This is a genomic window from Paenibacillus sp. R-74696 (assembly GCF_055814915.1).
This window is the reverse complement of record NZ_JBPULM010000026.1, coordinates 65,823-87,196: the sequence shown is the minus strand read 5'-3', so window position 1 is coordinate 87,196 and position 21,374 is coordinate 65,823. Positions and strand designations below refer to the sequence as shown.

Here is a 21,374-nt window from a genome sequence, read left to right as displayed (position 1 = left end):
CAGCAGGAAATAGTTAAGGTGGACGTGCCTTGAACATGCCTTGAATACGGCGACAAGCGGAAAAGAGAGGTCAGCGGAGATGAAATGGCCATCAGCATGGGTACAGACTGTCAAAAGCGTACATGGAGAACGCGGCGAGAAGTGGCTGGTTGAGCTGGATTTGCTGCTGGCAAGCTGTGCGGAGCGGTGGGAGCTGCGGCTGGCGGATCACACGCCGTACGAGCTGACCTTTAATCTGGTGCTTCCGGCGCTGCGGAAGGACGGGAGCGAGGCTGTGCTGAAGCTGGGCGTACCGTCAGGGGAAAGCCGGACGGAGCTGGCAGCGCTTCAGCTATATGAAGGGCGCGGAGCGGTTCGCCTGCTGGCATCGGATGAGGAGCGCGGCGTTATGCTGCTGGAGCGGCTGAGGCCGGGACAGCTGCTCTCGGAAGTGGCAGACGATGCGGCGGCCATCCGCATCGCTGCGGAAGTGATGCGTAAGCTGGCTGTGCCAGCAGCGGACGCAGTGGCTGTAGGGGAAGCGGCCGGAGGCGTGAGCTTCCCTAGGGCTCTGCAGTGGGCGCGCGGGCTGGAGCGGCTGCGCCAGCGCTATGATGGCGGCACCGGGCCGCTGCCGGAGCCGCTCGTCCGACAGGCACAGCTGACCTTCGGCCAGCTATTCGCAACGGGCAAGAGCGAGCCGCAGCTGCTGCTGCATGGCGACCTGCATCAGGGCAATATTTTGTCCGCCGTGCGTGATGGGGAAGCATCTGCCAGCTGGCTGGCGATTGATCCCAAAGGTGTCATCGGCGAGGCGGCTTATGGCGTCATTCCGCTGCTGATGAATCAGCTGCCTGAGACACGGGAGGAGCGAATCAAGCTGCTGCGTAATCGCGTCCATATCCTCAGCGAGGCCCTGTGCCTCAAGCAGGAGCGTGTTCTCGCCTATGGCTTCAGCCATATGGTGCTATCCGCAGCATGGTGTGTCGAAGATGGGGTTGGTGATAGCGCTGCTGCTCTTGAAACAGCGGCTTGCTTTGCAGAACTGCAGCGTGAGGAGCCGGGGCTTGAATAGGCAACAGAGCAGAGCATTTCAATATTTCAACCGAACATGCATCATTTTTTTTATCCACTATTAAGGAGTTGGGACGAGATGAGCGAGCAGCAATTGACCGTTTTATTTCAAGGGGATTCCATTACAGATGGTTCGCGAGGGCGCAATGATGATTTAAATCATATTTTAGGCCATAGCTATCCGTATTTAATTGCCTCACGACTTGGCTATGAATTGGCGGAGAAAGCTCCCCATTTCATTAATAGGGGCATTAGCGGCGATCGGGTCTCTGACTTGTACGCTAGATGGAACGAGGATACCCTCAGCTTGAAGCCGGATATACTCAGTATTTTGGTTGGTGTCAATGATGCGGGGCGCACGATGTCTGGCGAAGCGAGCGGCGCAACAGACCGTTTCGAGCGTGCTTACCGGCATTTGCTGGAGGAGACAACCGAGGTGCTGCCACAGACGCGGCTTGTTCTTGTCGAGCCCTTCATCCTGAAAACTGGCGTGCCGTTGGAGCGCTGGGAAGAGTGGCAGCAAATTATTAAGGGATATCAGGAAAAAACAGCTGCTTTTGCAGCAGAGTATAATGCGGTTCTTGTACGTGTGCAGCATGTATTCGACAAAGCGAGCGAAGTGACCGGCGCGGCCTACTGGCTGTGGGATGGCGTTCATCCGACAGCGGCGGGGCATGAGCTGCTCGCCCGCGAGTGGCTGTCTACGGTACAAAACAGCAGATTAGCGATTAAATAGCAAAAATGATATTTTTAAACCCGTCCGCTTTTTACTGCGTATAGATTTGTAGAAATCGGAGCAGTTGGCAGCTAGGCGGCGGGCGGAAAAAGAGTACTGAGCTTACAATGCGACTACATGATCCGCTCCCGCAAATGAATCTGGCGCTATTGTTTGGTGAGCAATCGAATTTGCCGTACGTTCCTACCACTATAAAAAGGGTAGGAACGTTTTCCAGACGCTATTTTCATTTAAGAGGCATGCTTTCATTCTCAACATACTGCAGCGCCTTAAAAGCATTCACCATTCCGACCGTTTTGCCTGCGGGATCATTTACAGATAGTTGAGTTGCCATTTCCCTAAGCATGCTAGATATTTCTTCAGGCGCCTTGTTCAGCTTATTCTCTTTAAGTTTATGAATAACCAAGGCATATGTAGCTGAAACAGCGGGAGTTGCCAAACTTGTACCAATATCCAGATCATACCCTTTCGGCAAGCTGATTAATTGTGCAATAGTTGACTGCTCCAAATAAGTTGGATATGTGGTTAATAGAAGAAAACTGAAATCAAATTCATCTTCATGCGCAATCGGACCGTAACTTCCTCCTGGTGCGTAGAAATCAACTTTTTTGCCATAATTCGAGTAAGGAGCTGGCATTCGTTCTAATGTTGAAGCACCTACAGTTATTACTTTTGAAAAAACAGAAGGCAACCGAATAACGCCTCTTCCATCTTCTCCTGTCGGAATGATTTGGTCAATATCAACTCCTTCGTTACCGGCTGAGTTTACGATTACACTACCTTTATTATTCGTATAGTCAATCGCTCGCTGGAAAGCTTCCACAACGGCGCCTCCTGATTTTTCGCTGTAAGTCTGATAGATCCCCGAACTAATATTAAGCACCTCATGTCCGTCGTTTGCTGCTTTCACCATCGCTTGGATCATCCAAAAGGCTCTTCCGCCCTCGCGGCTAAATACTTTATAGGGTACAATTCCAATTTCGGGGCCAATACCCGTTAGGTTTCCATTCGCAGCTATAATGCCAGCCACCTTAGTTCCATGGCCGTTGTAATCCATAGCAGTCGGTTCTCCTGGTACAAAGGATTGTCCAGGTGAAATAATATTGTCTGCCAGATCCGGATGGTTCAAATCTATTCCGCTATCCAAAATTGCTACGCTAACATCATGGCTGCCTTTAGTTATAGAATAGCTTTTCTTATTTTCAGTAACATAATTAACGCCCCACTGCCAGTAAGAAAATACGTTAGGATCATTCTGGAAATTAGGCATTCCGTTTGATTCAGCATCAGTCGCAAATTGAGCAGCTAGCACTGCATCTAAATCGAGTGGATTCATAACTTCCGATTCTTGAACGATAAACCGTTTAAATTTTTTATGAATATACTTGCTTGCATTTTCTAAGACTTTTTCTTGAGGATGTTCAATTTGAATGACTCCTATTTCTTTTATGTAATCGAGTTTCAAATCCGGATATTTATTGGATATAAATTTGATTAATAAATTCACAAAGTATTTATCCTTAACAACAATGAGTTCATGGGACGTTACCGGCTGTTGAGTCGTATCAGTACCATTCGCCGATAAAAGATTGTTGTTCGTGAGCGTTAATAACAATATTGCTGTAATAATAAGAGATTTTAATAGTCTGGACGTTATTTGTTTCATTTTATTTCTCCTTCGAATTATATAAATAATTTGGAGGTGAAACATTCTTAATAAAGAAGATCCCATCCAACTGCTTATTTGGCACAATTAAACGTTCAAAGCTTCCTGACTCTAATATGATCGTTCTTCGGCTGATCCACTTGTTCTCAGGCTTTACTTCAACCTGGCTAAAATCTATTAAACCGACTTCCGCCTCTTGATGGTTCATATAATCTTCCAAGCTCTTCTTGCGTGGCTTGATAAGTGTATAATCGCTCCCATGATTCAAAGCTGCCGTCCCTTGGTACATAAATAACCCTACATAATAAGAGTCTTCGACTATTTGTTTTGAAACCAGCGATCCCATAGGCCTGTATCCTGTGAATGATTTGAAATTTTTGAAAATATGAGCGTTATGCGCCCACACAATCACTTTTTCACAAGGATATAGGACAGTAAGAAGCCATTCCAGATTGTCAGCCATCATTTGATCTCTGCGTTTTGCATACTCTCTAGAACGAAGCGCAATACTATTTAAGAATACTGCTGTATTTTCAAGGTAACGATCCAACACCAACAATACCTGGTTTCTCGGACGAGCTAATAATTCGCTTCTTAACTGCTTAATGGTTCCCAATTTCTCGGTTTTACTGTCTTCATATTCTGCAAGAATCCCTTTCGGTATTCTTTTTCGTTTCGCTCGAAACTCCCCAATTCGGGCGTACCATTGAACAGAATATTCAGCCAGTCGATTCAATTCCTCTATAGTTGCTTTTTCTAATTCTCCTTGTGTTTGCAGCATTTCTCTTAATGGATTGACTTTTGAGGAAGGTTGAAAATCAATCCCAGTCAGGTTTAAATCTGTCGACTTGATCAACTCGAATAATGGCAACGTCTCTTTCGTTCTCCATAGCGAAAAAATAGATTGCTGCATGATTTCCTCAGAGCTAAGTTGATTCTTCATACCATTGACACTGTAACACTCACTTAAACCGCTCTCAAAGGCAATTACTTTAAAATTCATCTCAGTGTAAAGAAATGAAATAAGTTTCGATTTCAATGTATTATTCTGAGATATGCCATGGCTGTTCTCTCCAAGCCATACGATTCGCTTATCGCCGATATACTGACGGATAGGCTCAAAATCGGAGTCCGTGCATCCTTCAGGTTCAGGAAGTCGAACGGTATTTCTTCTAACCCAGCTGCCCTCATCTAAATATTTCTTATTGGAGCTCTCAAATAATCCCATATCTTTGTACCTCCTTAGTGCTGCAAGCAATTAACATATGACTTCAACTTAAGAAGATATTAGTTTACTCCTCGCTTTTCTTTTTTTTTTTAATAATCATCGTTATCCCCGTGATTACGCCTAAAAGCACAAAGATTAGGAGCGACAATTTGATCGAGCCAATTCTAATAAGACTTTCTAACAGTTCTCTCAATAGCGCTAACATTTCCTTCCTCCATATCCCTTATGTATTTACAGCTGCTGGTACTTGGAAAGATTCAATTTGCAGGTTGTATAGATATCGATATTCATTACATACTTGCATTAATTCTTGATGGGTCCCAATCGCGCTTAGTTCACCATTTTCCATATAAATAATGCGATCGGCAAATCTGGTAGATGTATAACGATGTGTAATAAAGATCCCAATCTTGTCATCAATCAGTTTGGTGAACTTTTCAAAAACTTCCTTTTCGGATTCGGGATCAAGCGCAGCGCTCGGCTCGTCTAACACAAAGATACTCCCATCCTTAAAGAATGCTCTAGCGATAGCTATCCTCTGCCATTGGCCGCCAGAGAGCTGAATTCCGTCAGGAAACCACTTCCCTAGCTGCGTATTGATTTGAGCGGGCAATGCTTTAACTAAATCCGATATTCCCGATTTAAATGCAGATTCATATATTTTGTCATCATTATCCATGTTTTGATAATCGCTGATTCCGATATTTTCTCTTACCGGCATTTCATATTGCATAAAATCTTGAAAGACTACGCCGATGTTACTTCGAATGGACTCCGTCGTATAATCATGAATATTAATATCGTTAATTAAAATTTCACCCTCATAGTCCTTATACAATTGAGCAATAAGCTTTATCAGGGTTGATTTTCCGGAACCATTTTTACCGACTATCGCAATGGCATCGCCTCTCTTCAAAAACAAATTAATACCCTTCAATGCATATCTGTCTGTGCCAGGGTAGGTGAATGAAACGTTTTTAAATTCGATTGACTCGATTTTAATAAGTTCGATTCCTTTTCCTTCATGGGAATTTGGTTGCGGTTGGGCTGCTTGCATATTTAAAAAATGAAAAAGTTGTTCGATATAGAGGTTGTGCTGACATAATCCAACTAAGCTTTGAGCCAAATGCTGCGAGTTCGATTGCGTAAGCGTAATCGCCTGAATGTAACTAATAAAACTGCCCACTAAGAGCTGTTTCAGCATGGTAGCTTTAGCTACCATAAAGATTGCGAAACCCATTAAGATTAAGTTCAGCGTTCTAAATACTAACGTGAGCTGGAGTCTCTTCTTAGCCAAATTTTTGTCTTCCTTATAGAAGCCTTCCACAATCCCTTCAAACTTGCGTAAGAGATAGTCGGCAACCCCAAACAGCTTTACTTCTTTAAAGGCTTTGTCGTGAGTCAATAGATGCGTATAGTACCAACTCATTCTGTTCCTTGGCGCACGCTGCCAATGGAGTACAAATTCAGAGTTACTTAGTTTCATATAGGATGGGATTGAAATAAGTGGTGTTAGAAGCAAAAGCAAGCTCATCCACCAATTCCACTGAAATAAGAAAATAACGGAAGAAATTAACGTAGTGGTGCTAGTTATAAAAGCTAATATTTGTTGGAAAATTTGGTAAGGTCGAAAGCTGGTTTCTTGTTGAGCGCGTTTAAGCTGATCCTGTACTTCGACGTTCTCGAAATCCTCTTGCTCCAACGTGCTGGCCTTTGTCAACACAAGCATATTCATATGATTGGACAATAACGTCTGAAAAAGCCCCTCTATATATTCGCGGATAAGCCCCAGTATATCCCGTACGACAACAAATCCGACGAAAAATAAAAATACGATTAAAACCCCTTCAATGCTGCTGTCTTTCGTTGTTACAATCGTATTCACGAATAATTGAGTCAAATATAGCGAAATGACCGGGCTAACACCCTGTAGCAAAGTGAGAATAATTATTCCAATGAAGTAAATCTTATTCGTTTTATAAAATAGAATTAATAATTTGGGCCAATAAGAAAACGTATGCAGTATCGTCTTGTAATTAATATTTCCGTCCAATTTTTCACCCTCTTTATCCGTTATGAAATAAGGAATATATAGTCCCACTCATAATCCTGATGTTTCAATATGCTTATCAGCACGAGTACAATTCCTGCTGTCCCGACAAGAAGCCCTGGATTCTGCATCGGTCCATGGTCATAATCGTGAAATCCAAAAGCTAACTCTGGATCGTACTCACCCAGTATAGCTTCCAACGTGTCATAGAGCGGTTTCCTGTCCCAATCCGCACTATGCTTAAGATGAAACTTATGCAACAGATATAATAACCCAGCAAATCCATGACAGAACGTTGGCGACTTAATAGACCAAATGTCAATTGGCCGCTTCATCATTTCATTACAAGCACGGATGTCCAAATTCTCGCAAGAGACATCGTTGAGTGCGTTTGCTGCCAAAGATAAAGCGTGACTAATCCCGGGAATGCCGTAACACCAGGATTCGTTATTAACTGTCACTCCGCTCTTAGTACCCGCAGTGTACTCTTCCAACGATATTCGATCAGGCCATACAATTCCATAATCGTCGTGCTGTACCCACCGTTTAAAAAAGGCAACTATATTTTCAATAGCCTCAAGCTGCCCCTCGACTCTAATCCCTTTTGTATAGGCAGAGCTTAGCAACGAAAGCGGTCCTGCAATCCCATGGGAAATGCCCAAGTTGAAGTTCCCTTGTTCATACTTTACCTTCTCCGCTTCTAGAAATTGATTGGATTGGGGGATATACCAGCTTGGAACAAATTCTCCGTGCCTATCGTATTCACTGCTCAATGCAACTAGATAGTCTAAGATAGCCTTCGTACTGGAAACACTCTCTTCATCGTCAAACTGAAGCAAGTATCGCCCAATTCCTGCTAGACCCTCCATGCAGTCGTAGTCCAGCATATCTACGTTACCGTGTAAATTTTCGGTTGCCCGTTCAATCTCTTGCGGCAGATTGAATAAAATAAAACTGTGCAGTGCTTCCTTCATCTTCAAATATTTTTTATTTGTACATGCCAACAATTCCGTGCTTACAGCGATGCCTGTAAGTCCCGACCATAATGATAAAGAATAAACATTGCCATCGTTAATCAATGTTTGCAGCCTGCGCACATATTCGTGCCCGACTTCCTGCCAGTTCTCTTCAGGAAACAGCTTGCCTAACTCCACCGTTAATATAATTAACCCTGGCAGTCCGACAGCAAGTGAGCAAAGATCCGCTTGACTAAATCTTTGCTCCTCATAAAAGTCCATAACCTTGTCAACGTTTCCATATGTTTGCTTTAAATGGTTAATAATTGTTTCGATTTTGTCGATTTGGTTTATATTCATCTGCAAATTGGCATCTTTAAATTTCAACATGAATTTTTAAGCCCTTCTCTTTCTTGATATAGCTTAGATTATGTAGAGTATGGCAGGCAAAAGTCATGATTTTTTCCTCCAAGCTCTGGTTAATACCTATCAATCTATTCAAGCTAAGGTGAATGAAACTGGACAGTATTTGATCTGGCTTATTATATAATGTCTTAGCATTTCTCATTTCCTCTATATAAGCTTTCATCTCTATAGAACGATGCCGGATCTGCTCATACAAAAATTCGCCTTCATTTAGGGTGCGCAAGTTACGCCAATTGTCCGAGTCGTTGCCCATTTTCATATAAAAGGAGCGCTGTTCCCTGAACTCTTTCGTATACTTCTTAATTGAAGTCATACGATTCAGCCAGTTCAATTGATCTTCAAAATGGGGATAAAATGCAGCAACATAACTGATTACATTAATGACTCCGATATTCTCAATGGATAGAATAGTATCTTTTTTCTGAGCGTGATTTATGCAATTGGCAACAAACCGGCTATCTGCAGAAAACAGTTCTTCAGCTCTGCTAACAAGAAATGGTCCGCCGTATCTTTCGATCTCAGGCTCATAGCTATCCAAAGAATATTTAGTTGCTATCCCCCTGGAGCGCAAGTTTTCTATCCAGTCGTGAAAGGCTGGAAATAATTTATTTATTAGAAGCTCCTGTTTTCCTTTGAATCGAAGACGTACATGAGCGCGTGGATCTGCATATCGCATAAAGAAGAAAGAGTCAAAGGCTACTCCCTGCATTTCATCAATAAATTTCAGTAACTCAGTTCCTACCCACTCATCCGCTCTGCTTTTCACGCCGTAAATTTTGAAGTACATCCACTCGCTGCCGGGCGGGTATACTCTTATTGTATCCGTTACGGTTGAATAAGCCTGTAAGGCTTCCTTTTCATTTTGAATATACTTGTCTTGAGCATTTATGTGGATTTTCCTACTTAAAGGGAATACTGCTTCCATATAATAGGGCCTTCCATCTTCGGACTTAGTAATAAAGTTACTAAATTTAGATTCGATTTCCGTCAAGACAAGGTAACCGTTTTCAGGCAGTTTACTCACTTCGCCAACCAATTGCTTTAAATGGAATTCGCTGGATAAGTCATACATAATTCGATTGTCTGCTTCTGTTAAGTATATAAACTGAGGTACTTGATATTGCTCTCTCCACTGTCTAAGCAGGGTCACTTTATCCTGTTCTGTATGATTGGAAGCAAAAGCTATGATCTTACGATCAACATTCCAAGTCGCAGGAGAAAATACGATTTTTCCGTATCTTACCCTCGGCAAATAAGGCTGCCGAGATAACATGCCCCAATAGAAGCCGCGCCAATTTTTATACTGCGATATTCCCAGCTCACATAAAAACCTGTATAGGTTAGGAGTGCCGCTGGTGAAGTTAAGCATATGATTCGTTACAGGAACGATCTCTTTGTTCAATTTCTTTGATTTAAGATAGAACCTGTATCCGTAACTGCCTACGACCAGATCGTCTAACGAAATTTCCTCAAATCGATTATTGCTGCTAGTTCCGATGACAATTTGATGTTTGGTTAGATTCCTTGTCATGACCACATTAATTGCCTTAGAATGCCTAGGCAAATATACAACCTCTGCAAATATTTTATTGGGATGCTCTTTTACACTTTTTTTAATTTGGTCCGTTACAGCAGGGTCTATCATATCCAGAAACCTTCCAAAGCTTTTACCTGCTCCGGCGGAACCAGGGTTCGGACCCATTATAAGCTCATAATCTGAAGCATCTTGTTCTGGGCTGATTATGGAGAAATATAATTCCATTGAATCCGGAGGCGATAGAAAATCATCCTCGTAACTAACTTTGAGGTCATCAACAATAGCATCCGTTAATTGAAGCTCTTCTCTCTTCAAGATTGCTTCCTGCGCATAATTCATCAGCTTCCTAGAGTAAACGATTTCCTCTTCATAGTCATTATGCAGTACATAGTCGCTTTTCGGATTTTCATAAGTTGGAGGTGCCCCCAAACCGATATCCTCATCCAACAGTTCGCACAAAGGTACCTCTCTGGCTACCCCATAAGCCTCTATAAACTCCTCGTGATATTTGCTAAGATGCTTATACCATGACGTTTGGGGCGAAAGCTTGAGCAAAATATCCGCTGCCTGAGATAACTCACCCTTTATACTTTCATTTAACATATTATGATTGAGGGATGATTTCAGATCGATTTGCAAAGGCGTTTTCACTTCCGCCAATTGATTCATCAAGGTAACCGTCGTCTCGTAGATCGACAAACCCTCTCCAATTTTTTGCTGATTGTATGAATGAATGGACTGTCTTATAACTAGTAACCTTTCGTATAAGAGATGAAGCTCTGTTATGCGTCTAATTTTCTCGATCAAATAGTCAAAGGCATTCTCATCCGTTAACGGCGGCCGAAGCGTGCTTAACAGAAACTCGTTCTTGAATAAACCGAATGTGAAATTTTCGACTGTCTTTCTGTCTACTTGGTTATAACGATTATGAATAATTTGATTCAATTCCGTCATATTAATAGGCTCATATGTCTGCTTCGAGACAAAATCCACAATTTCATTCCAATTAACGGAGGCATATGTGAAATCCTTATTGCTATCTGTATAATCTCCATATGAAGTGATAAAAGGAATTTTAATTCGATCGCCAATTTTATAGGCCGTTTGGTTGAATCTGACGTCCAGCTCCTTGACAATATTATGATCTTCTTCTATATTTTTAATAATTCTTAATAGCCACTGCATATCCGGTCTAGCTCGTTTAACATGTTGTTCAACAGTACCTACTTGAATAGCATTCTCGCTTCCAAAAACTCCAATGTCTACTCCAGAGAATAGCCCGAATGGAGTCGCTCTGGTAGACATGCGATTCATATATTTGAATAAGCTTCCTATCATTTGTTGTTGTTGCCTGTCATTCTTATCCGGTTTCAATAAACTTTTATATAGCGAAGGGCTTGCGATGGCAATAGCCTCAACAATTTCAGGACAGTTCAAGATTTCCTCAAGGTTCTGAGCAATGTCTTGTTCACTATTAAAGTAGGCTTTAATATGATCTACTGGAAAAAGCGGAGTTCTAATCATAAACAAATCTAAAGGTACGTATTTGTCTCTTGAATCTTTTTGCATTTGTCTCTATCCTCCAATTGAAATGGCTACATGGCTTTTTTAGACATATCACGGCGTTTTATTACTTACGAACTGGTAGCTGTGTTACTGATATTAGAATGGGCAACCTGGGGTGCAATATTGTGTAAAGCCACATCCGCATGATGCCTTACACGTTACTTTTGTCACCCAGCATAAAACAGTTCTAATCGTATCCGGGTCAACAACATCGCTATTAAAGCTTTGTACTTTAAAATCCAGTTCAAACAGTTGATTTTGCATGAATGATCGCTCCTTATAAGTTGGGAATATTAGATCGCCGCCGTGATATGCCTAAAAAAGCCATGTAACTGTTTGTGATTTTCATGATTTCGCAAACGACCCATAATGGTTCGCAGCTTCTTCCATACTCGTTGTCAGATTTGTGCGAAAAAAAACAAGGCATTCAACGAATCACAATTGATTGATACACAAGTGCAGTAATTCGTAAGCCTTATTGAACTATTTTGCCGAAAGTACTAGTTTGTGCTTCTTCGGGCTACTCCCAAACCGAAAATATACCAAGGTTGACTCCGAATAGAATATGTCATGTTCTATATTTATTTAATTTCGGCTGTATTTTTTAAATTTGCTAGTTATGCTTATACTCGATTGCACGGCTTGGTGGAGGAGCCTGAAAATTAACAGTGCCTGCGCACCGCAGAAATTCCCATTAATGAACTCAAACTACAAAAAATAGAAACAACCTTCATCGCGATTTAATCTTCTGACTATTTCCGAAAACTACTTTTAATTTGATTTCAATTACATTATTTAATTTGATTTCAATTACATTGCAATTATAATTTACCATGGAAAATATTTCAATAGTAGGTTAGTCCTATGAATACATACATGAATTTGTGATAGGTGTTCTTTGAGGATCAGATAATTTCGGATTCAGGTAAGACGCTGACTCCTGCCGCGTAAACTTTCATTGGTGGCGCGGTGAATGGTTGAAAATAAGCTGCTCCTTCGGTTTTTCGACCGGGGAGCAGCTTTTTTTGATTGCAAATATACATGAAAAAAGTATACATATTTTCCTTATGATGATTAATCCTACATTACTGTGAAATTTTAACGAGGATCGTATAAAATCCTTGTAACGGTGCGGTTTTTTGTTTATATACCTTGGCAATCGCGCAGCCGTCGAATTTACGTCGGGAAACTGGATCCACTAACCGGTGGATTGACTCCATCGAAGCAATTGGCCCACTTGATCGCCTCGTGAAGCGCGGCGGACTTAAAGCAATGCTTTACCGAGCACTATAAGTAACTTTTGTCGATCGCCTTTTTTCGGATTGTGGAAGACCACAATCCGTTGGTACGATTTTCGAAGTGGGTAGTTCTGCCTAGTAACATCTCGGATGTACAAAGAATTTGCTTACCGACATGGACTTCTTCGCGTACAAAAAGATCAAACTGTTGAAATCTGAAGTCCACCGACCTCGTTGTAATTTGATCGGGAATTTAGGGGAAACAGGGAGCAGCGGCAGTTGTATTGTTCTTTTGCAGTAGTTATAGTACGATTGAAAAGCGAGGATAATTATGGAATATACCAGTTGAAGCGATAATTGCTTTGGCTGTGTTGTGTGCAGAAATAGTAGCCATCAGCAGGTTTTTAAATATAAGCATTTATAAGTTTCACGTTTACAATGGGCTTATATTTCACCCTCGAAACGGTAACTTTGCCGTCAGAAGAGGGCGACAGCCGTTTACGCTTGAAATATAGGAAAGTATATGGTTTTTCATCCTTTCTCTATATTTCATCGCGAAACGGTAGCTTTGCCACCAGAAGAGGGCGACAGCCGTTTACGCTTGATAGAGTTAGAGAGACAAGGGGAGTGGAGCAATTGCTTCGTGTAGAGGGCTTGTCCCATGCATTTAAGAACGGAAATGAGACGACGCGCGTTCTTCAACAGATCGATTTTCGCGTAAATAAAGGGGATATGGTTGCGCTGCTGGGCAGCTCAGGCTCGGGAAAGTCGACGCTGCTGAATTTGATGGCGGGACTGATGAAGCCGACGGAGGGCAGTATTTACATTGCTGATCACAATATCGTAAATATGAATGAAAACAAGCTGGCGGAGTTTCGCCGTGAGCATATCGGGTTTATTTTTCAAGCGTATGAGCTCATTCCGAACTTGACGGTTCGTGAAAATATCGAGCTACCGCTCGTGTTTCAATCGACGCGCCCTTCAATACGCAAGCAGAAGGCGTTAAAGCTGCTGGAACAGGTCGGCATACCGGATAAAGGGGAAATGTTTCCTTCCCAGCTGTCGGGCGGACAGCAGCAGCGTGTCAGTATTGCGCGCTCGCTCATTACAGAGCCATCGGTCATTTTCGCTGATGAGCCTACGGGGAATTTGGATACGAAGACGGAAGAGGAGATTTTGGCCATTCTCAAGCATTTGAACAAGACGATGAACACGACCTTTATTATCGTTACGCATGAGCGCGAGGTTGCACAGCAGACCCAGCACATTATTACGCTTCGCGATGGGCTGCTGGAAAAATCGTCGCCTGCTGTCGAGTTAGAGAAGCTTCCGGTAGAGGAGGCTGTCCATTGAGAGTAAGCGATCTTACGAGGCTGTCATGGGATCAGGTCAGACGCCGTAAAGTAGTTACCATGCTGTGTGCAGCCGGCCTGTCGATTGGCTGTGCCGCTATTATTTTGGCGATGAGCATTGGGGAATCTACGCAGAAAATTGTCGAAACCCAGCTCACGAGCTATTTGAAAATGGATGAAATTACGGTTATGCCGGATAATGGCGCATCCGCCGGTCCCGGAAGCCAAAGCACGGCAAGCGATGAAGTGAAAAATCGGGGCAAGCTTTCTGATCAAAAGGTCGAAATTATGCGCAATATTAAGCATGTCAAGGCCGTAGCGGCTATGCAGCAGCTTAACTACATGCAAATGACGACCTCGGACGATAAACAGGCGTATGCCGAAATTATTGGAACGGATCTAAACAGTCTGGAAGCCTTCGGCAATACGTATTGGCAGGGCTCGGCGTCAGATGCTCCAAACTCTGTCGTATTAAGCTACGGTACGACGCTTGGACTAATGAATCAGGAAGAGCAGAATAAATTGTTTGAAGCCATGAATCTTAATCCAAGCGATCCAGCACTGCAAGAGCAATACAATACGATGATGACTACACCATCCGCCTTGTACCAGAATCAGATTCAGCTGGTGAACTACGATCAGGATAACAAGCAAAAGATAAGCGAGGGCCTTCGAGTTGTAGGGGTATTGAAGAAGCCTAAAGGTGTATCAGATATGCAAATTGCCAATGACCGCAAAATTTACGTTTCAATTGAAACGGCGAACAAGCTGCGAGAGCAGCTGATGCAAAGCAGCGGTGAGGCGACGGCTAACGATACCTATAATCAAGTTACGGTCAAGGTGGATGCGGAGGAAAATGTGAAGCAGGTGGAGGAGCAAATTAAGAAGCTCACCTTGAACACCCAATCCAATCTTTTGCAAAAGGAGCGCCTTGAAGAGCAATTCGCTGTGTTCAAAAGCATCGCAGTAGGCGCAGGCGTATTCATTCTCATAATCGCTTCGATTTCCATTATTGTAGCGATGACGATGTCCACATACCAACGGCGCCGTCAAATCGGCATTATGAAGGTGCTCGGTGCCAATCTGGCGCAAATCCGCAATATGTTTATTGTAGAGGCAGCCCTGCTTGGATTGCTGGGCGGTCTGCTCGGCGTTTTATTTTCATACTGGATCGTATGGGGAATTAATGCCCTTATTTTATCGATGTCTACCGGCGAGGAAAATATGTCTATCTTTATTCCGTTGACCGCTATTCCGATCGGATTGGCGTTTGCCGTGATGACGGGCATTATATCGGGGATATATCCGGCAGTCAGCGCTTCGCGTACCGATGCATTGACCGCAATCAAGAGAGATTAGAGAAGGCCATGCGCTATGGTCAGGGCAAGTCTGAGCCAGCGAGCAACCAGGGGGAGAACAAGAGATGAAGAAAAAGATTAAATGGATCATCATCGGGATTGTATTAATCGGAATAAGCGTGGTGCTTTACTCCATGTCGAAGCCGCCGGAGATGGTCGATATGTCGGGCGATTCACAGGCCATTACATTTCAGGTGACCAAGGGGACGCTCGTCAATACGATTCAGGTTAAGGGCAAGTCGCTATATGAGCAGGAAACGTCGGTCTATGCGCCTTTCAGCTCCAAGGTGACGCAGTGGAAGGTAAAGGACGGACAGCAGGTAAAAAAGGGCGAGGTATTGTTCACGCTTGACCAGACCGAGCTGCAAAATCAGATTACGCAGGAGGAAGCTGAGCTTCATAAGGCTGATCTAGAGGCGCAGCTGCAAGCTTTTGTAACGAATACGGAAGATGAGCTTGGCATGCTTGAGGCAACGGAGGTTGAGCGCAAGAAGGCGCTGGCTGCCAAGGAAATGGCCCGTTTGACGCAGGAGCTGAACGATGTGAAGGAATCGATTGGGCGCAAAGCGCTGACGCAAAAGCGGCTGAAGCTGAATGAAGCCCAGTATCGTTCGCCGGGCGATGGCATTTTTCTATTTGATCAAGCGGCTAAGCAGCTGCAAGCTGTTGGCGACAACCAGTTGATCGGCAAAATTGTAGATTTGAACAAGCTGCAATTCACTGCCCTTGTCGGGGAGCAGGATGTGTTCCGTATCAAGTCGGACATGCAGGTCAAAGTGAAGATGACAGCGATGAAGGATATTGTGCTTGACGGCAAAGTGCTGCGGGTATCCAAATTTGCGAAAACCGGCACCGATCAAAACAGCCTCAATCAAGCTGCGCAATTCGAGGTTGTGATTTCGCTTGAGCCAAGCGAATATTTAATCGCAGGACTGTCGCTTACTGGCGACATTGAGACGAGCCGTAAGGAGAACGCATTGGCCCTCCCGTCCATTGCTATTATGAGCGATCAGGCTTCGTCTTATGTCATGCTGGAAAAAGGCGCAGGCCAATATGAGCGTCAGGACATCAAGGTCGGAATGTCAGCCGGAGATAAGGTGGAAGTGCTGGAAGGCTTGAAGGAAGGCGACGTTGTTTCCTTGCAATAAATAGGTAGCCCGGGTGTGCGCGTCTAAGCTTGAAAAAGCTGGGCTGCGCACACTCGTTTTTTTATTGGAAGCGTGGTGCGCAGGGAAAGGAATGCTTTGAGCAAGAGTGGAGAAAAATAAGGCAGTACGCTAGTTGACAAAAGTGTCCAGCTGGTTCATTATATAATATATGAATACATGCTCATATGTTAGTTTATTTGAAAAAGCGAATGGCTTCGCTTTTAATAGCAGCAGGAGGTAGAGGATATGGATACAAAGAAAAAGCAACAGCAGGCAGCTGGACGGCAGGACAGTCAAAAATGCGATCATGAGCACAGCAAGGGGCACAGTCAGGAGCACAGTCATGACCAGACTGATCACCATGGGCATAGCCACAGCGAAGGTGACCACCATGATCATAATCACGCCCATGGCCACAGTCATGGCGATGGGCACGATCATTCACATGGGCCGGGCGGCCACCATCATTTTGATGTCAATGGCAATAAGGTCGGCTTGATCATTGCACTGTCGATTACAGTCGGAATTATGTTTCTTGAATTTTTCGGCGGCTTATTGACGGGCAGTCTCGCACTGCTTGCTGACTCTGGCCATATGCTGAGCGACGTGAGTGCGCTTATCCTTAGCCTTGTCGCCGTCTGGTTCGCCAGCAAGCCTGCTTCCAAAACGAAAACCTACGGCTTTTACCGCTTTGAAATATTGGCCGCGCTGTTCAACGGCATCGCCTTGTTCGTCATAGCCGGGTTTATTGTATGGGAGGCCTACCATCGCTTGTTCGATCCTCCTGCTGTGGCCAGCGGCTCCATGATGCTCATTGCGCTTGTTGGCCTGCTGGCGAATTTGGCCAGTGCATGGGCTTTAATGCGAAAAGGCGATGTCCATAATAACTTGAATGTACGCAGCGCCTATTTGCATGTTTTGGGCGATGCGCTGGGCTCGGTCGGGGCTGTGCTTGCTGGACTGCTCATCTACTTGTTTGATTGGAATATTGCCGATCCGATTATATCAGTGATTGTGTCGGTGCTTATTTTGCGCAGTGCCTGGAATATTATTAAACAAACTCTGCATATTCTCATGGAAGGCACACCACCTTCCATTGATCACGAGAAGGTGAAGCGGGTGCTTGCGGATATCGAAGGCGTTATAGATGTGCATGATTTGCATATTTGGACGATAACATCAGGACTTGACTCGCTGAGCTGCCATTTGCTAGTGGAGGATGACCGTGACAGCCAGCATATTCTGCAGCAGGCACTTGGGAGAATCGAGCAGCAGTTTGGCATTTCGCATACGACGATTCAGATAGAAAAGTCGCAGATTCAGCATTCTGAGATGAAGGTTTAGCAGGCGGAGCATGAGCTTCTTGGCAAATTGCCCCTTTATAATAAAAGTCAAGCAAGAGTGCTTTCATAATTAAAATGGATTTTTAATGAAATGGATAGGGTCAAGGCGCATGTAAGGGTTGTCCTCTCATTGGTAATTGGTGGGGGAAATAGCTGTGGTATGGTATTAGCAGGAATTATACCGCATCTATTTTTACCAAGGAGGATACATCATGAACATCATGAACAGCACGAAGAAAACCCTTATGGGCAAAACCCTGCTAGGCAAAACGTTACTTAGTGTCACGCTAAGCCTATCCGTCGCTTTGACCGGCAGTTTGGCTGTACCAGCAGCAAAGGTAGAGGCCGCAACGTCTTCTACAGCCAGCAGCGTCATTGCAACGGGACAGAAATTTCTGGGCGTTAATTATAAATTTGGGGCAACGACGGGCAGCACCAGCTCGTTCGACTGCTCATCCTTCACACAATATGTTTTCAAGAAGAACGGCATTACGCTGCCACGCTCCTCGGTGAGCCAATCCAAAGCCGGCAAATATGTATCTAAAAGCAATTTGAAGGCTGGAGATCTGATTTTCTCCGATACGAATAGGGACGGCGTCATTAACCACGTCTCCATTTATATGGGCAATGGCAAGCTGCTGCATACGTATCGGAAAGGAATCGGCGTAACGATTTCTACTTTTTCAGGAAGCACATGGGATAAAACATATGTAACCGCTCGTCGAGTCATATAGTGATTTAGCAACAAAAGCCCAGCCCCTACTGACCGAAGGCCTAGCCTTGTCAGCGGGAGCGGGGCTTTTGGTTATGGACGGGCAGGCTGCTTGCCTGTGTCTGCTGCTGCATTCCTTGCGGAGCCGCCAAGCGCATGGGTTTTCAGAAACAGGGCAGCTGCGATCAGCATAAGCCCATTGATGATGAACACCCAGCGAATCGGGATGATGCCTCCTAGCACACCGCCAATGACGGGAGCGAGCATCGTGGCGAACATGGTGCCTGACTGGTTAAGGCTGAAGGCTCGTCCTCTAAAGCTGCTGTCCGTTACCTTGACGATCAAGGCATTAATAGCAGGGTAAACGCTGGCGAAAAACAGCCCATAGACGAATCGCAGTGCACCAAACTCTACGTAATCATTGACGAAAAATTGCAAGCAATTGCCGATCCCGCCGCCGAGAAGTCCAATAAACAACACCTTGGAAAAACCGATCCTTGAACCTATTTTTCCCCACTGCGGTGCGGCAATGAGCGTGGCAATCCCGACCGCCGAGAAGACAATGCCTGACTGCAGGGCGGCTTCACTGCCGCTGACGCCAAGCTGCATGACGTAGACGGTGAGCAGCGGCTCCAGAATCATAACCGAGAACGTTGCCAGAGCGGCCAAAATCAGCAGCGTGGTGAAGGAGCGGTTGGACAGCGCAAGCTTCAAGTCCTCTTTGATGGAGGAGCGGGCGGCCGAGCGGTTGAAATTCTTTTCACGCACGAAGAAGACGGCAATAAGCGCGGCAATAAGAACGATGCCTCCCGAGAAAAGGAATGCTTCGCGATTGCCGATGTAATGACTGACGACCCCGCCAATGACGGGGCCGATAATACCGCCTGTCGCACCGGCTGTCGCCATAATGCCAAGGGCATAGCCGGTTTTCTGCTCCGGCGTGTTGGTAGCGACAAGTGCAATCGCCGCTGGAACAAAGCCGGCAAGCAGGCCTTGGAAAATCCGAAGCACGACGAACAAATACGGGTCATAAATAAAGTAGGTCAACATGTAAAGGACAGCTAGGCTGAACCCTGAGCGAATGAGCATGGGCCTGCGGCCATATTTATCGGCGAGCGAGCCCCAATAAGGTGCAATAAGCGCGCTTGCCAGAAAGGTAATGCCGAATGAAATACCGGACCAAGCCTCCAGATGCTGGTCTATACCGAGCTCGGTTGAGAGAAACAGCGGAATAAAAGGAATGGAGGTGGTGAAAGCCGTACTCGTAAAAAACACGCCAATCCACAATACATATAAGTTTCTTTTCCAAGAAAAATCCATGTGCAGTCACATCCTGTAGGTTCCATCGTTATTTCCATTGTAAACCTATTTTCGATGGAACACTACTCCATTCCAGTTATTTCCTAAGCGGCTACTCCGAAATCTGACTATGCAAAATCGTTTGATTGCGGCCGCTATGCTTGGCTGCATACAATGCATCGTCAGCTTGCTTGAATAAATCGTTCGTATCCTTTAAACGGGTTGTATTGGAAGCAATGCCGAGTGACAGGGTGACCTGCCTGCCGATTGGCGTAATCGCCTGCTCCATCTGTATTCGCAGCTGTTCGGCCACGTCAAAGGCCTCTTCCTCCGACGTGTGCGGCAGGACAATTGTAAACTCCTCGCCTCCGTAACGGAAGCAGTAATCGCCCTCGCGTTTGAGCTCCACCATCTTTGCTGCAAGCAGGCGCAGTACTTCATCGCCCTTAGGATGCCCGAATTCGTCATTAACCGACTTGAAATGATCCAAATCCAGCATAATGACAGAGAATGGGATTTGTCTGAGCTCTAAATCCTCGGTAATCAGTTTGAGCGTCCGGCGGTTCGGAAGTCCTGTGAGGGCATCCGTTTGCGATTCTTGGAACAACGCTTCATTTCTCCGCTTCATCTCATGAAATGCTAGTGCAACGGTAGCATTTAGCTGATTCGCCTCATAGTTCCAGTAAACGCGCGAAGGCAGCGTGTCCGGGATATCATCCATCTTGGTCAGCTGCGCCGCATAATTCGCCAGCCGGTACAGTGGAGAGGAAAGCGTGCGCGACAGCCACATGGTTAAAATAAGCAGCAGGAGCACGAACGGCGCCGAAACCTTCAGCATGTCCGTAATGAGATCCCAGCTTTTACTTTCAACGTAGCTAACCGGCGTCTGGGAAACAATTCCCCAATTGGTTTCAGGTACAACGGAATAACCTGCAAGAAAGTCGACGCCTTGGCTGTTGACGACCTGCTGTTCCCCGCTTTTTCCCTGCATTAGCTGCTGTACAACGGGATTCATGCTTACATTTGCCGGATGATCCTCCATATGAGGGTGATAGATCATATTGCCATCCCCATCCACGACGTAAAAATAAGAGCCGCTGTTGTTCTCGTTTTGCACGCCAAGAATTTCACGGAAAATATTTTCATGCTGCAAATAAATCGTTCCCGCCACATATCCCCGATAGGCGCCTTCCCGGCTGAAAATCGGGTGGCTGACCAGCACGATCATCCGATTTGTCGAAGAAATATAAGGCTTGGAAATATGCGGCGTCTGCGCTTTGAGCGCAAGCTTCGATTCCTCGGTTGACAGCTTGTGGCCGATTATGCCCAAATTATTAGGGGAGCTGGAGACGATGACGCCTTCAGCATCCACAATAGCAATCGAGTTGAAGTAATGGTTGGTTCCCATGAAAAAATCAAGCTGCTCCAGCACAGCGCTGCTTTCAAGGTCGGCGCCCGATAAATAATTCGCTGCGATTTGAAGGCTATGCTTCATAGAGACAACCAGTGATTGTGTCGTCTTGCTAAGATCGCCGGCCGTAATGCGATTTAATTCTAGTGTATTATGATATAGAGATTCCCTCTGGGACTTGAAAGCGATAATGACATTGATGACGATGGTAATGAGGACGGACAAAAGCACGATGCAGGAGATGATGGATGCCAGAGTAAAGCCTTTTTTGCGTTTTATTGCGCTGTACATGCTA

General features: G+C 44.8%; 15 protein-coding genes and 1 pseudogene. 8 read left to right on the top strand and 8 right to left on the bottom strand.

What is annotated here, in order from left to right; genetic code table 11:
* Nucleotides 1-79 precede the first annotated feature (79 nt).
* Nucleotides 80-1,054, top strand: coding sequence for an aminoglycoside phosphotransferase family protein (locus ACSR9A_RS09295; protein ID WP_473756885.1), 975 nt, complete (start codon nt 80-82; stop codon nt 1,052-1,054).
* A gap of 78 nt (nt 1,055-1,132) precedes the next feature.
* Entirely contained in the window at nt 1,133-1,789 is a 657-nt protein-coding gene (locus ACSR9A_RS09290) for an SGNH/GDSL hydrolase family protein (protein WP_473756884.1), read from the top strand.
* 226 nt (nt 1,790-2,015) lie between these two features.
* On the opposite strand, the gene ACSR9A_RS09285 is transcribed toward ACSR9A_RS09290, so the two are convergent.
* The 6 genes from ACSR9A_RS09285 to ACSR9A_RS09260 form a co-directional block, all read right to left on the bottom strand.
* Entirely contained in the window at nt 2,016-3,455 is a 1,440-nt protein-coding gene (locus ACSR9A_RS09285; protein WP_473756883.1) for a S8 family serine peptidase, read from the bottom strand.
* Between the two features lies 1 nt (nt 3,456).
* On the bottom strand, nt 3,457-4,683 hold the full coding sequence (locus ACSR9A_RS09280; RefSeq protein ID WP_473756881.1) for an erythromycin esterase family protein: 1,227 nt from the start codon (nt 4,681-4,683) through the stop codon (nt 3,457-3,459).
* A gap of 223 nt (nt 4,684-4,906) precedes the next feature.
* Nucleotides 4,907-6,736, bottom strand: coding sequence for an ABC transporter ATP-binding protein (locus tag ACSR9A_RS09275; RefSeq protein ID WP_473756880.1), 1,830 nt, complete (start codon nt 6,734-6,736; stop codon nt 4,907-4,909).
* 20 nt (nt 6,737-6,756) lie between these two features.
* Nucleotides 6,757-8,079: a lanthionine synthetase C family protein gene (locus tag ACSR9A_RS09270; RefSeq protein WP_473756879.1), complete on the bottom strand. Its 1,323-nt coding sequence runs from the start codon at nt 8,077-8,079 to the stop codon at nt 6,757-6,759.
* Nucleotides 8,066-11,221 (bottom strand): lantibiotic dehydratase, encoded by a 3,156-nt coding sequence (locus tag ACSR9A_RS09265; protein ID WP_473756878.1) that lies wholly within the window; start codon nt 11,219-11,221, stop codon nt 8,066-8,068. The genes ACSR9A_RS09270 and ACSR9A_RS09265 overlap by 14 nt, the downstream gene beginning before the upstream one ends.
* A 93-nt stretch (nt 11,222-11,314) precedes the next feature.
* A complete protein-coding gene (locus tag ACSR9A_RS09260) occupies nt 11,315-11,482 on the bottom strand; it encodes an FDLD family class I lanthipeptide (RefSeq protein ID WP_473756877.1) in 168 nt (55 codons plus the stop codon).
* 892 nt (nt 11,483-12,374) lie between these two features.
* Here ACSR9A_RS09260 and ACSR9A_RS09255 point away from each other — a divergent pair.
* The 6 genes and pseudogenes from ACSR9A_RS09255 to ACSR9A_RS09230 form a co-directional block, all read left to right on the top strand.
* Nucleotides 12,375-12,587 (top strand): annotated as a pseudogene (locus ACSR9A_RS09255) (IS1634 family transposase); the annotation flags it as partial.
* A gap of 505 nt (nt 12,588-13,092) precedes the next feature.
* Nucleotides 13,093-13,809, top strand: coding sequence for an ABC transporter ATP-binding protein (locus ACSR9A_RS09250; protein ID WP_473757072.1), 717 nt, complete (start codon nt 13,093-13,095; stop codon nt 13,807-13,809).
* A complete protein-coding gene (locus tag ACSR9A_RS09245; RefSeq protein WP_473756876.1) occupies nt 13,806-15,167 on the top strand; it encodes an ABC transporter permease in 1,362 nt (453 codons plus the stop codon). The genes ACSR9A_RS09250 and ACSR9A_RS09245 overlap by 4 nt, the downstream gene beginning before the upstream one ends.
* 64 nt (nt 15,168-15,231) lie before the next feature.
* Complete coding sequence (locus ACSR9A_RS09240; RefSeq protein WP_473756875.1) at nt 15,232-16,314, top strand: efflux RND transporter periplasmic adaptor subunit; 1,083 nt, start codon at nt 15,232-15,234, stop codon at nt 16,312-16,314.
* A 246-nt stretch (nt 16,315-16,560) separates the two neighbouring features.
* On the top strand, nt 16,561-17,658 hold the full coding sequence (locus ACSR9A_RS09235) for a cation diffusion facilitator family transporter (RefSeq protein ID WP_473756874.1): 1,098 nt from the start codon (nt 16,561-16,563) through the stop codon (nt 17,656-17,658).
* A gap of 211 nt (nt 17,659-17,869) precedes the next feature.
* Nucleotides 17,870-18,391: a C40 family peptidase gene (locus ACSR9A_RS09230; RefSeq protein WP_473756873.1), complete on the top strand. Its 522-nt coding sequence runs from the start codon at nt 17,870-17,872 to the stop codon at nt 18,389-18,391.
* 71 nt (nt 18,392-18,462) lie between these two features.
* Here ACSR9A_RS09230 and ACSR9A_RS09225 read toward each other — a convergent pair whose 3' ends face one another.
* Entirely contained in the window at nt 18,463-19,689 is a 1,227-nt protein-coding gene (locus ACSR9A_RS09225; RefSeq protein WP_473756872.1) for an MFS transporter, read from the bottom strand.
* A gap of 91 nt (nt 19,690-19,780) precedes the next feature.
* A complete protein-coding gene (locus ACSR9A_RS09220) occupies nt 19,781-21,370 on the bottom strand; it encodes a sensor domain-containing diguanylate cyclase (protein WP_473756871.1) in 1,590 nt (529 codons plus the stop codon).
* Nucleotides 21,371-21,374 lie beyond the last annotated feature (4 nt).

What these genes read in the sequence shown, in the direction of transcription:
- ACSR9A_RS09270 (WP_473756879.1), bottom strand. Translation starts at nt 8,079, where the DNA reads ATGTTGAAATTTAAAGATGCCAATTTGCAGATGAATATAAACCAAATC.
- ACSR9A_RS09225 (WP_473756872.1), bottom strand. Translation starts at nt 19,689, where the DNA reads ATGGATTTTTCTTGGAAAAGAAACTTATATGTATTGTGGATTGGCGTG.
- ACSR9A_RS09240 (WP_473756875.1), top strand. Translation starts at nt 15,232, where the DNA reads ATGAAGAAAAAGATTAAATGGATCATCATCGGGATTGTATTAATCGGA.
- ACSR9A_RS09265 (WP_473756878.1), bottom strand. Translation starts at nt 11,221, where the DNA reads ATGCAAAAAGATTCAAGAGACAAATACGTACCTTTAGATTTGTTTATG.
- ACSR9A_RS09290 (WP_473756884.1), top strand. Translation starts at nt 1,133, where the DNA reads ATGAGCGAGCAGCAATTGACCGTTTTATTTCAAGGGGATTCCATTACA.
- ACSR9A_RS09235 (WP_473756874.1), top strand. Translation starts at nt 16,561, where the DNA reads ATGGATACAAAGAAAAAGCAACAGCAGGCAGCTGGACGGCAGGACAGT.
- ACSR9A_RS09220 (WP_473756871.1), bottom strand. Translation starts at nt 21,370, where the DNA reads ATGTACAGCGCAATAAAACGCAAAAAAGGCTTTACTCTGGCATCCATC.
- ACSR9A_RS09230 (WP_473756873.1), top strand. Translation starts at nt 17,870, where the DNA reads ATGAACATCATGAACAGCACGAAGAAAACCCTTATGGGCAAAACCCTG.
- ACSR9A_RS09260 (WP_473756877.1), bottom strand. Translation starts at nt 11,482, where the DNA reads ATGCAAAATCAACTGTTTGAACTGGATTTTAAAGTACAAAGCTTTAAT.
- ACSR9A_RS09295 (WP_473756885.1), top strand. Translation starts at nt 80, where the DNA reads ATGAAATGGCCATCAGCATGGGTACAGACTGTCAAAAGCGTACATGGA.
- ACSR9A_RS09285 (WP_473756883.1), bottom strand. Translation starts at nt 3,455, where the DNA reads ATGAAACAAATAACGTCCAGACTATTAAAATCTCTTATTATTACAGCA.
- ACSR9A_RS09280 (WP_473756881.1), bottom strand. Translation starts at nt 4,683, where the DNA reads ATGGGATTATTTGAGAGCTCCAATAAGAAATATTTAGATGAGGGCAGC.